Consider the following 10682-nt stretch of genomic DNA (forward strand, 5'->3'; position numbering starts at 1 on the left):
CGGAGGAACTCCCACTCCTGATCAGACAGTTCATGGCGACGTATCACACGACCATGATCCACTACTCAAGATCAATTGAAGACACGACCTAGCGCCGGTGGGTTGAGACTTCGAACACCTCCCCCAGCGGCACGGGCATCTCCGGTTCCGTCGGCTTGAGTCCCGTTCAATTATTTGCAGCGGAAGCTGTCCTGCCGACTTCCCCTGCCCTCTCGGGGACATCTGGGGTGCGGGTCGCGCACCTCACGACGCGCGGAAAACGGCGAGACGGCGGAGAATGAAAGAGGCAAAGAGACAACGAGGCAACGAGGCGATGCCTGAGGACGGGATTTCCCAGGCACCGTGTCGCCCGTTCGTTCCTTCTCCTTCTTCGCCCCAACTTGCTTCGGCTCATGACATCCGCTGCGCGATCTTTCTGGCAATGCCTAACCGCGGTGCTGGTGAGCATCGCGATCGGGTGGGCCCCGACGGCGTTCTGGGCGCCGGCCGCGGTGGCGAAGCAGGAGCCGATCATCCTGAGCCCCTCCGAGGGGCCGCCGGGAACTCCCGTCTACATAGATTTCGACAGCTGTACCGGGTCCAGTCCCGAACCTGACGATTCGCCTGACGGATCTTCCTCCTCTCCAACGGACAAGGACGATGAGTTCGAGCCGCCAGCGGCTTGGCCAGGGGCTGGAGTCCGGGCCGGCGTCATCACCGGCATTTACTGGGACAAGAAGCTCCTCGGCCCCGGAGACACATTCAATGTCCCGGACGACGCCGAAGTCGGCTCTCACCCCGTCGGGGCGTTCTGCAGCAACGGGAAATACGGCAGCACGACGTTCACGGTCACACCCACCCATGACTGGGATCCCGACATCGTGCTGGATCCCACCAGTGGTCGTTCGAGGGCATCCGTCACGGTCACAGGTTCGGGATTCAATTGCTCAGAGGTGAGTGTGTCGTGGGACGACGGCAACGCGCTCATCACCGGGGCCGAGGTCTCGGCCGAGGGAGACTTCGCAGAGGACTTCGACGTGCCGGAGGGTTCGTCCGTGACAACGCACACCGTACGGGCCGCCTGCATGGAGCACGGCGACGAGTACTACGCCGACGCCGATTTCACGGTGACGGACACGGAAACGAACGGCACCACCACCGGTGACCCGAACAACGGGGGAACGGAGCACGGGGGAACGGAGAACGGCGGCACCAACGGAGAGACGAACGGAACCGGCAACGGCACGACCAGCGAGACCGACTCGGGGACCGTCGGCGTGACCGGCACCGGCGGTGGGGGCACGGCGATCCCCGTCGGATGGATGGTCGGACCTTCCGTGTTCGGGGCCGTACTGCTCCTGGCCCTCCTGTTTTTCCTGGTGAACCACCACCAACGCGGACCGCGCTGGGTCCGCGACCACATCGGCACGGCACTGCGCTCCGGGTCCAGAACGGTCGGGCTGCGCGAGCGACGTGACGGCGGTTCGGTGAACCGCACCGTACGGCTCGAACCCCATCCGGACCCGGGCGACCAGCGCTTCCACTGAAGACCTACTGAAGACCTACCGAAGACCTCTGTCGAGGTGAAGTCATGACCACTACCGCTCCGGCGGAACCGTTCACGGTCCGTGCCTTCCTGCTCGGCTCGGAGTGCCCCGACACGGCCGACGCCCTCGCCGGCCCGCTCCACGGCGGCGGCGCGGCCAGCGGGCTCTTCCGCGGTACGCGACCCCTGACGCCCGCGGCCGACCAGGCCGTCGAACACGAACTGGCGGGCTCCATCGACTCCTTCCTCTCCCTCGACGTCTTCGACGTGGCGGCCGGCGGCTGGCGCAGACACGCCGCCCTCACCGAGGCCGCGCACCGCACCCGGGCCACGCCGGGCAGCGAGGAGGTGGTCGCGCTGGCGAGCCACGAGATCACGTCCAAGCACCGTCCCTACATCGACGTCTTCCTGGACGGCGCCAAGGTCGGCACCCTCGACGTCTGGCTCGACCTTCTCTTCCGGATCAGCGGGCTCGTCACCGTCGTACGCGACGCCCATATCGTCGCCGTACGCAGCGGGCAGTGTGTGCTGGACGCACGTCTCACCGTTCAGCAGATCCCGCTGGCGGAGCGGCAGGCCCGACTGCACCTCCCCGGCATCTGGCACCTGCACACCCCGCTGCCCCTACTACGGGCCCAGCCACCGCCACCACCACCTCCACCACCGCCAGTCCCGCCGTCATTCTCGTAGCCAGCGCGGCAGACCGATCTCGGCAGGAGCGAGCCGGGTGGCAGGAGGAGCCGCAGCTCGAATCAGCAGCTTGTCCTGACCGAGGACTTCCCTGGCGGCGGCGATCTGCTCGGGCGGTGCCGCCGCGGGCAGCGCACCGTCGGCGCGCTCGCCGGCCAGTGCCAGCATCTTCGGTCCCACCGCCCCGAGCAGCACAGGGAACGATGACGCGGCCGGGGGCGCGATGGACAAGGGAGGTGCTTCCATCTGGTCGAGGTAGTCGCGTAGTTGCGCGAGCGGCCGGTCATAGCGCAGACCGACGGCGGCGGCCTGATCCGCCTTGCCGGTGCCGATGCCGAGCACGAACCGCCCGGGATGGCCGTCGGCCAGCACGGCCGCACCGCCACCCATGGTTCGCCCGGGTCGCGCCCACATGTTGGCGATGGCGGAACCGACCACGATGCGTTCGTTCGCCGCGAGCCAGACGCCGAGCTGCGCGAAAACGTCCTTGCCGCCGACAGCCTCGTTCGTCCACGCCGAGCCGTAGCCCAGATCCTCGACACGGGCCAGTGCCTGCCGCTGGACCTCCGCCGACGGCAGAACGCGACCGAGGCGGGTGTCGAGGTATACGCCGACAGGGCCGAGGCGTCGGCGGATGGAGCGGATGGTGTCGGTTGTCGTCATGTCGCCCTTTTGGACGAAGGAAGCAGTCGGACCTGCGTGAGCCTGGGCGGTCGCGCGGGGGATCTACTGGCGTTCAGTCGAACTCGGTGTGGCAGGTGTGTGTCACGTTCGCTCCGCGGTGTTCAGGAGGTCGCTCTCCGAGGTCGTGTCTCAGCTCTCCTCGCCAGCCGTTGTCAGCGGGCGCGGGTCCGTGCCTCGCCATGCGGCTCGCAGTAGTCGCCGCAGGTCGTGGAGAGTTACCAGACGCGGGTTGTTCGGAGGGACCACCTCCAGGATCGCCCGTGCCGCGTCGACGCCGAGCTCCGAGCGGCGCAGCGCGCTGTGCCGGGCGTCGCTCGTGTTCGTCGGCTCACGCCCGTCGTGGGCGATCGACCCGGCGTCGGGCGGCACGATGCCCGCGAGGCGGTGCGGCGGCGTGGACTTGCCGGACCCGGAGGGGCCCATGACGGCGACAACCTCGCTGGGGTGGATGGAGATCTCGGCGCCGTTCAGCGCGTGGGTCGGGCCGCGCGTCTTGCGCAGGTCCTGCGCGGTGAGCAGGCAGCCGGGCGGAAGCCTTCATCGGGCCGCGGCCTCACGGAGTCCGTCGGGTCGGGCGGCGGGCAGCTCCAGCCGACGCGGGTCCGCCTCCAGGCGGAACGGGGCGTGGTCGCAGATCAGCTGATCCGCCGGATCGCCCTTGCGCTTGCGGTCGGTGAGGATGCGCATGCTGCGCAGATGCTCGGAGCGCTGGGCGTCGGGGACCTCGGTGGCGTCGCGCCGGGTGGGCAGGGCGAGGAGGACCTTGGTGCAGAGGGTCGGCTGGAGGTGTTCCTCCGGCTTCTGCGGGGTCGCCGGCCACCGCTGCACGTCGGTGACGCCGGCGTCGGTGATTGCGTAGCGCTTGCGCTCGGGACCGCCGCCCGTCTCGGTCCCGTCGACCTCGACGGGACCGTTCTTCAGCAGCCGGGACGTCGTCGAGTGGACCTGACCGGGGTGCAGCGGCCGGTCGTGACCGAACTTCTCGTCGAAGGCCCGCTTGAGGTCGTGGCCGTGGCGAGGACCGGTCTCCAGGAGACCTGGAAGGGTGCGACCGATGGACATGATCGTGTATACGCAGTGTGCGTACGCCGAGTGTGCAGGCCGTGGCGGGGTGTACGGCCGTGCAGGCGAGGGGGCCGGGAGTTTGGATCGTCACGGTCCGGAGACAGGCTGTCGGCCCAGGCTGACCGCGTGAACGCTCCTCGCTCGGCCGCGGACTGCGGAGCCTGCGTGCTCGCCCTGGCGGAGCCGGGTGGGTTCCGCCAGGGGGAGCTGGACCGTTGCTGCCTTCTGCGTGTCCTGCGTCGAAGCGCGGTGAGCAGGCGGATGGGACGGGTCAGCGGGTGTAGGCGGTCCGGTGTTCCTTCAGGGAAGCGCAGTTGGAGCCGATCACCTGCACGTAGGTGTTGGCGATGGCACCGCCCCAGTCGACGCAGTGGCCTTTGCCGATGACGTAGGAGGGCCCTGCGTAGGAGGTGTAGCGGCCGTAGTCGTCGTCGCCTTCGTTGGTGTCGGGGACGTAGATCCAGGCGGACATGTCCACGGCCGGGCCGGGGTTGTTGCGGATGGTGACGACGCAGTTGTTGCCGTTGGCGGCGTTGTAGGCGAGGTAGACGGTGCCCAGCGAGCCGATGGCGGCGGAGTTCACGGTCTTGTAGCCGCTTCCGCAGACCTTCTGCGGGGTGGTGTTGGGCACGGCGGAGGCCGGCGCCGCCAGGGCGGTGGTGGCCCCCACCGACACGGCGGCCAGCGCGGCAGCGCCCAGTATGGAGCGAGTGAATCGCATATTTCCCCCTTGTATTCTTAGGAGTTGATTACTCCTGCCTTATGTGACAAGTAGGTTCTTCGGATGGTTGTGCCGGAGTTACTGGTGTTTTCAGTCATAACTGGCGTCATACTTGGCTGAGTTGGGACGCAACCGGAGGCGTGTGAGCGGTGCGTGCCAGGCTCGGGCCGCGCGGTCTCACGGCGCTGTGGTGACGTGGTGCGCAGTGTGGCGGCGTCAACGCACCGTGCAGGGACTGCTGCGGGCCGGTTGAGGAATGCCGACGACGGCCGCAAAGCGGGCCGGCGGCGACGCTTGGGCGGCAGCGGCTTCCCAGGCGGGCTGACGGCCGGCCGGGAAACGCCCCGGGAAGTTGATGGCGTAGGTCGGCGCCGTCACGGTGCAGGTGCCCCGGGGCCGGCTGGGGGGCTTCCGGCCCCGGATGCTGCGTGCCGGACGGGGGCCCTGGACCTGGGTCACGCTCGCTCGAGCAACTCACTTGGGGGCGCGACGCTCCTGGATCCGGCCGGCATCGCCATCCGTCCCGCGTGCAACCGCATGGCCATTTCACTCACATGCCTGCGTGCGGCTCGGCCAGCCCCGGCGCCGGCGGAGTCCTCAGCTTCTCGGCCATGCCGGCGAACGCCCGCAGCACCGTCGTCTGCGACGGCGACGACGCCACCGGCCGCTACCCCGGCCCGGCCGCTACCCCTGGCGGGGCAGGACGGGTGCGGGCGTAGACGAGCGCCTCGTAGCCGGCGGCAGACGTACCGCCCAGAGCGCCGCGGGCCCTCCCGCGCCTGCAGCTCGGCGCACGCCTCCCGGTCGGCTCCCTCCACCGGTCCCTGGTCCGCGAGCACGCGAGACGCAGCGGCTTTGCCGCCGTGTCCGGCGCCGTCCTGATCGAACGCCTCACAGACGGCACGGTGCGCACCCCCGAGGGCATAGACACCGAGGCCGGGCGCAACGCGAGGGTCGGCGGGCTTGTGGGCTCGCTGGTCGGTGTTCTCGCCGGTCCCCTCGGCGTGCTGATGGACTGGGGCATTGGTGCGCTGATCGGGGGAGGACACGACTACAAGAAGGCCGCCTTGGCCGTCGGCGTCGTCAGCGCCGTCAGCGCCGTCACGCCGCATGTCCCGCGGGGCGGCACGGTCATCCTCGCCGAGGTCGGCGAGACCGACCCCCAGGTCCTGGACCGGCTGGCCATGCGCTACGACGCCATTCTCGAACGCCGCTCGGCCGACTCCGTACGCGATGAGCTGAAGGCGATGGAAGAGGCCGCCGACCAGGCCAGGAAGGAACAGGCGAAGCGGAAGCGGGAGCACAAGCACGCCGAGAGGAAGGCGACGAGGGGCGGCGGCGCGATGCCGACGCCGGAGGCCACCGCGTAACTGCGACAGACCCCTTGGGCGCGGGGCGGCTATCCCCACTGCCCCGCATGGTGAGGCGGCCCGGCCCGCCCTCACCGCTTTCAGTCGCCGGGGTCGCGTCGACGGGTGCCCGGCCAGGCTCGGTGCGCTGCCGGGTTCAAGGACTCGCGTGCCTGAAAGTTCCCTGCCGTGCCCTTACTTCGCGGCCATGTCGTAGATCCCGTACGGGATCGAATTCTCGGCCCGGCCCGGAAAGCCACCCGAGTTGGATCTGCACCAAGCGAGTGGTCATGCTCTCGGCGCTCGGTTCAGGGCCGACCGCCACCCACGCGTCCATGGCGCCCAGGCTCTTCGGCAGGCTGCTGATGGGCACAGTCGTGGCCGACAAGGCGATTGCCGACGATTTGATCAGGGTCAGCGGACTGAATTGGACTCTGGGCCGTCCGGCGGTTCTCACCAACGGGCCTCACAGCGCAGGCCGTATTTCATTGAGCACCTCGACAGGATCCCGGACCGTGACGCCGCCAGGCCCGATGCGAGCGGGGTGGGGGCGCCACCGCCGGGCCGGATGAGGCGTCCCGTCTTTCGTGCGCGCGCAAGCACCTTTGTAGGATGGCTGTCATGGCAACCGGTGATGACGTCGCTCCCCTTCGCCGCGACGAAGAGGCGGTGATCAGGGCGCTGCTTCCCGCTGTGGCGGCGATGATGCGAGCCTTCGATGCCGACCTGGACCGTGCGGAGCGCATGACGCACACGGAGTACCTGGTGCTGATGTTCCTGTCCGAGGCGCCCGAGAGCACACTGCGGCTCGTGGACCTGGCCTCCCACTGTCACAAGTCACCGAGTGCCGTCAGTCGCGCCGTGGGGCGGCTGGAGAATGATGGGCTGGTGCGGCGCGTTCAAGCCAGTGACGACGGCCGTGGCAGTAATGCCGTCCTCACCGACATGGGACTGGCCAGGCTGCAGCAGGCCCGATCAACGCATGTCGCCAGCATTCGCCGACATCTGATCGACCATCTGGATGGGGTCGACCTGGACGCTTTGGCTCGGGCGCTGGAGACCATCGGGCATCCCGCACGAGCCCCGAAGCGGGCCGCGTCCCCTCGTTAGCGACCAGCGGCTCATCCAGTCGGCGGCACTGAGGTGCGGGTTTCGACGCCTCTATGAAGAGGGCCGCCAAGTACGTGCGTGCGCACGCACTGAGGGGTAAGCTGTGTCTGGCTCAGCCGACCCCACAGCCAGCCGGTCGGCCACCCTTGCCGCACGCACGTACAGGTGCGAGGTGGTGGGGGGAGGGGGGAGCCGGCAGGCAGAGGTGTCCGAACAGTGGGCGACTCGACCTGTATGGCCTTATTCGGCGATGCGGTCGGCCTGCCGCAGGCCCGTTGGGATGCGGGCAATAAGCGTCATGGATTCCTGCGATCGAGAAGAACGGTGCGGCAGGAGGAGCTACCGGCGGATTTCAGTGGATCCCGGAGAGAAGACGCTGCGCCCACTATTCGGAGCGTTTGCATGATCGTTGCCCAAAAATATATACCGGCGCACACCTGGATTGTCCTGGCAGGAGAATGGCTGGCTCCGGACCGCCGTTGTTTTGAGGCGTCGGCGGCAGGGCCGTTCTCTGGATCGGCGTGTGCTGCGTCCGGCGGATGGGAGAAAGCCATGGACGGCGCGAACAGGAGTAGGCGGGGCACGCTCTGCCTGACGGTCGACAACCTGGGCCTGGCGCGGGCGGTCGGCAGGCGCAGGGCGGCGCGCCCGGACCCGGAGGAGCCCGGCCTGCGCCTGGGTGTGCCGGCTCTGCTGGACCTCTTCGCCGATCTGGGTTTGCGGTCGACCTTCTTCGTGGAGGGCTGGAACGGGCTGCACCACCCGGATGTGCTGGAGCGGATCGCCTCGGCCGGCCACGAGATCGGACTGCACGGCTGGGTGCACGAGCGCTGGGACGAGGAACTGGACGACCGCGGTCGGGAGCAGCTGCTGTGGGACGGCACGGCGGCTCTGCGGCTTGCAGGCTTCGAATCTGTGGCGTTCCGCGCCCCCGGAGGGTACCGGGGCAGTCGCACGCTTGAGGTGCTGGGCGAGCTGGGCTACCGGATCGACAGCAGCATCGATCGCGGCCATGGAGAAGAAGGCGAGACGGTCGCCGTCGCCACGCTGCCTGGCGGCATCGTGTCCATACCGTGGACCTGGGACATGATCGACTTCTGTCACTACGAGTCGAGCCCGGAGGGGCCCAGGAAGCCGGACCGCGTCGCCGACCACTGGATGGGGCTGGTGGACGAGGCCGCGCAGAACGGCGGTCTGGTGACGCTGATCGTCCACCCGTTCGTGACCGGTGTCGACGACGCACGTGTCGCCGCACTCCGCCGGGTCCTGGAACATGCACTCGCGCACACTCGCGTCGACGTGCTCAGCGCCGGGCAGGTGGCGGCCGAGCCGCCTCCGTGAGAGGCCGGGCTGGGGTACGGGTGCCGGGGTCAGGTGCTGCTCTTCTTCGTAGGGGGACGGGTGAGCCTTGAAAGCGGGCGTCCCGCGGTGTGTACCGGTATCACCCCGGGCCCCGGCCGTCGTCAGCGACGGCACGGGTGAGCCTGCGGGGTGGCGCCTGTCCGCCGGTGGCCCGGCTCAGAGTCCGGGGAAGGGCTCGTCGCCGAGTTCGAGCATGAGGGTGACTCGCGGCGAGTCGTCGGCTGCGCGCGTGATGTGGCCGGCGCCCGTTGTGTCTTCGACGAGGATCATCTGCCCTGGATGCACGGTACGCACCTCCCCGGTGCTGACCTCCAGCTCGACCGCTCCGGACAGCGGCAGGATCAACTGGCGGCGCGGAGCGTTGTGCGGCACCGTCGGTGGGGCCTCCTCCTCCACGCGTCGCCAGACCAGGCCGTGTACGGGGATCTTCTCGGACAGCCATGCGACGGAGGTCGACACCTCGGAGCGCCTCTTCCCGCCGGGCAGTCGGATCTCCCCGAACCGACTCTGGCCGGCTTCGTCGGTGAAGACCCGGAGGATCACCGGCTCCGGTCGCGGGGCGCTCACCGTACGAGTCCGGAAGGCATGCTCCGGGCGGAGGACCGGAATTTCGCGATGGACCGGAATCCGGGGGACCTACGCGTGCTGCTGCCAAACTTCTTGTGGACTTTCACCGTGTTCCCTTCGGGGCGTCGCCGACATCGGTGAAGAGACCTCGCGGCCGAGAGTTCATGGGCCGGCGCATCCTGAGTCACCGAGGCTCGGCTGCGAACGATAGCACTGACGCTGCCTAGTCTCTCGCATTATTGGTTCAGGTATTGTGTGCTACCGATAGCATTGCTACGGTGCCTCTGCAGTTCGCACAAAGGAGTGCCGCCGCATTTCGCACGGCTGAGCGGTTGCCGATGTTGTGGCCCGCGAGTCCGTGATGGAAGAAGTGGCAGGAAGGAGACGTCATGGAGGTCGGTCTCGTACTCATGAGCTATCACGGTTCATGGGATGACGCCGCCTATGCCGAGCAACACGGCTTCGCCAGCGTGGGTTTCGTCGACTCACCGCTCATCGCAGGTGACCCCTTCGTGGCCATGGCGCTGACCGCCGAGCGGACCTCGGCCATCCGGATCGGCACGATGCTTGCCATTCCCAGCAACCGCATCGCCCCCGCCTGTGCCACCGCGATCGCGACCGTCAATCGACTCGCCCCGGGCCGGGTCTTCCTCGGCCTCGGCACGGGCAACACGGGGCGCGCGATTCTGGGTCTGAAAGGGATGCCCGTCAGTCGCCTTGAGGAGTACGTCGCCTCGTGCCGAGCGCTGCTCGACGGCGAGGAAGCCACCCAAAGGGAAGGTGACACAGCCCGGTTCGTCCGGATGCGGCACACCCCGGAGGACCGTTACGTCACCTGCGACAACATCCCTGTCTACGTCGCGGCGGACGGACCACGTGCGCGCCGCGTCGCCTACGAGCAGGGCGACGGATGGATCATGGGCCTTCAAGGCTGCAACGCCATGGTGAACGCGCCGGAGATCCTCGGCACGTCCCTCGCGAAACTGAGGGCAGCAGCGGCTGAGGCGGGCAAGGGCGTCGGCGACTTCCACACGATGTGTTCGCTGGGGCTGTGCGTCCTCGAGGAGGGCGAATCCCCGATGTCGCCGCGCGCGCTCGAACGCGTCGGCCCGGTCGCGATGCTGCCCTTCCACGCCTATGCCGACAACCCGGCCATCGGCGAGCACCTCCCCGCGCCGATCCGCGACCGCCTGGAGATCTACGAGCGCAAGGTGCTCGCCCGCTTCGGCGTCCCGCGCGACCGGCTCTACCAGGAGTCCCACCGGGGCCATCTCTCCCACCTGCTCCCCGGAGAGGAGGAGGTGCTGACCGAGCAGATCATCCGCATGACGACCCTGACCGGTACGGCACGCGAGATCGCGGACATCCTCCGACGGCTTGAGGCGGCAGGACTGCGCAATGTCACCCTCAACCCGCCGCCGCACCTGGCGCGAGAGGCCGTCAGGGAGTACGCCGAGAAGATCGCGCCGCTGCTCGACGGGGACGATCTCTCCTAGGAGCTCTGCTGCCGGGAGCCTAGGTCGTGTCTTCAATTGATCTTGAGTAGTGGATCATGGTCGTGTGATACGTCGCCATGAACTGTCTGATCAGGAGTGGGAGTTCCTCCGTC

Annotated in this window: 11 protein-coding genes and 1 pseudogene; 7 read left to right on the top strand and 5 right to left on the bottom strand. The window is 68.4% G+C overall.

Annotated features, from left to right (window positions below; translation table 11 throughout):
• The first annotated feature begins 932 nt into the window (after positions 1 to 932).
• Both ACIBAF_RS48560 and ACIBAF_RS48565 read left to right on the top strand, forming a co-directional pair.
• Positions 933 to 1526 carry a hypothetical protein gene (locus tag ACIBAF_RS48560; RefSeq protein ID WP_399473161.1) on the top strand — a complete coding sequence of 198 codons (594 nt, stop codon included), beginning with the start codon at positions 933 to 935 and terminating at the stop codon, positions 1524 to 1526.
• A 44-nt stretch (positions 1527 to 1570) separates the two neighbouring features.
• Complete coding sequence (locus tag ACIBAF_RS48565) at positions 1571 to 2215, top strand: hypothetical protein (protein ID WP_399473164.1); 645 nt, start codon at positions 1571 to 1573, stop codon at positions 2213 to 2215.
• Here the strand turns inward: ACIBAF_RS48565 and ACIBAF_RS48570 are convergent.
• The 4 genes and pseudogenes from ACIBAF_RS48570 to ACIBAF_RS48585 all read right to left on the bottom strand — a co-directional run bounded on the left by ACIBAF_RS48570 (position 2204) and on the right by ACIBAF_RS48585 (position 4685).
• Positions 2204 to 2878 carry an LLM class flavin-dependent oxidoreductase gene (locus tag ACIBAF_RS48570; RefSeq protein ID WP_399473166.1) on the bottom strand — a complete coding sequence of 225 codons (675 nt, stop codon included), beginning with the start codon at positions 2876 to 2878 and terminating at the stop codon, positions 2204 to 2206. The two genes, ACIBAF_RS48565 and ACIBAF_RS48570, sit on opposite strands and share 12 nt — an antisense overlap.
• Positions 2879 to 3172: 294 nt before the next feature.
• A pseudogene (locus tag ACIBAF_RS48575) lies at positions 3173 to 3418 on the bottom strand (ATP-binding cassette domain-containing protein); the annotation flags it as partial.
• Between the two features lie 18 nt (positions 3419 to 3436).
• A complete protein-coding gene (locus ACIBAF_RS48580) occupies positions 3437 to 3961 on the bottom strand; it encodes a PadR family transcriptional regulator (protein WP_399473168.1) in 525 nt (174 codons plus the stop codon).
• A 274-nt stretch (positions 3962 to 4235) separates the two neighbouring features.
• A complete protein-coding gene (locus ACIBAF_RS48585) occupies positions 4236 to 4685 on the bottom strand; it encodes a spore-associated protein (protein ID WP_399473170.1) in 450 nt (149 codons plus the stop codon).
• A gap of 863 nt (positions 4686 to 5548) precedes the next feature.
• Between ACIBAF_RS48585 and ACIBAF_RS48590 the strand changes: the two genes are divergently transcribed.
• The 4 genes from ACIBAF_RS48590 to ACIBAF_RS48605 all read left to right on the top strand — a co-directional run bounded on the left by ACIBAF_RS48590 (position 5549) and on the right by ACIBAF_RS48605 (position 8485).
• Positions 5549 to 6055 carry a hypothetical protein gene (locus ACIBAF_RS48590; RefSeq protein ID WP_399473172.1) on the top strand — a complete coding sequence of 169 codons (507 nt, stop codon included), beginning with the start codon at positions 5549 to 5551 and terminating at the stop codon, positions 6053 to 6055.
• A 269-nt stretch (positions 6056 to 6324) separates the two neighbouring features.
• Positions 6325 to 6606 carry an NAD(P)H-binding protein gene (locus tag ACIBAF_RS48595; protein WP_399473174.1) on the top strand — a complete coding sequence of 94 codons (282 nt, stop codon included), beginning with the start codon at positions 6325 to 6327 and terminating at the stop codon, positions 6604 to 6606.
• Positions 6607 to 6646: 40 nt separating this feature from the next.
• On the top strand, positions 6647 to 7144 hold the full coding sequence (locus ACIBAF_RS48600) for a MarR family winged helix-turn-helix transcriptional regulator (protein ID WP_399473176.1): 498 nt from the start codon (positions 6647 to 6649) through the stop codon (positions 7142 to 7144).
• Between the two features lie 552 nt (positions 7145 to 7696).
• Positions 7697 to 8485, top strand: coding sequence for a polysaccharide deacetylase family protein (locus ACIBAF_RS48605; protein WP_399473178.1), 789 nt, complete (start codon positions 7697 to 7699; stop codon positions 8483 to 8485).
• Between the two features lie 177 nt (positions 8486 to 8662).
• On the opposite strand, the gene ACIBAF_RS48610 is transcribed toward ACIBAF_RS48605, so the two are convergent.
• Complete coding sequence (locus tag ACIBAF_RS48610; protein ID WP_399473180.1) at positions 8663 to 9073, bottom strand: hypothetical protein; 411 nt, start codon at positions 9071 to 9073, stop codon at positions 8663 to 8665.
• A 389-nt stretch (positions 9074 to 9462) separates the two neighbouring features.
• Here ACIBAF_RS48610 and ACIBAF_RS48615 point away from each other — a divergent pair, with 389 nt between their 5' ends.
• The gene (locus tag ACIBAF_RS48615) at positions 9463 to 10569 is read left to right on the top strand and encodes an LLM class flavin-dependent oxidoreductase (protein ID WP_399473182.1); all 1107 of its coding nucleotides are present in this window, start codon (positions 9463 to 9465) and stop codon (positions 10567 to 10569) included.
• Positions 10570 to 10682: the final 113 nt, after the last annotated feature.

The organism is Streptomyces sp. NPDC051677 (assembly GCF_044453465.1).
Lineage (GTDB): Bacteria > Actinomycetota > Actinomycetes > Streptomycetales > Streptomycetaceae > Streptomyces.

Coding starts and splice junctions, on each gene's coding strand:
- ACIBAF_RS48565 (WP_399473164.1), top strand. CDS start 1,571: ATGACCACTACCGCTCCGGCGGAACCGTTCACGGTCCGTGCCTTCCTG.
- ACIBAF_RS48570 (WP_399473166.1), bottom strand. CDS start 2,878: ATGACGACAACCGACACCATCCGCTCCATCCGCCGACGCCTCGGCCCT.
- ACIBAF_RS48580 (WP_399473168.1), bottom strand. CDS start 3,961: ATGTCCATCGGTCGCACCCTTCCAGGTCTCCTGGAGACCGGTCCTCGC.
- ACIBAF_RS48585 (WP_399473170.1), bottom strand. CDS start 4,685: ATGCGATTCACTCGCTCCATACTGGGCGCTGCCGCGCTGGCCGCCGTG.
- ACIBAF_RS48595 (WP_399473174.1), top strand. CDS start 6,325: ATGCTCTCGGCGCTCGGTTCAGGGCCGACCGCCACCCACGCGTCCATG.
- ACIBAF_RS48600 (WP_399473176.1), top strand. CDS start 6,647: ATGGCTGTCATGGCAACCGGTGATGACGTCGCTCCCCTTCGCCGCGAC.
- ACIBAF_RS48605 (WP_399473178.1), top strand. CDS start 7,697: ATGGACGGCGCGAACAGGAGTAGGCGGGGCACGCTCTGCCTGACGGTC.
- ACIBAF_RS48615 (WP_399473182.1), top strand. CDS start 9,463: ATGGAGGTCGGTCTCGTACTCATGAGCTATCACGGTTCATGGGATGAC.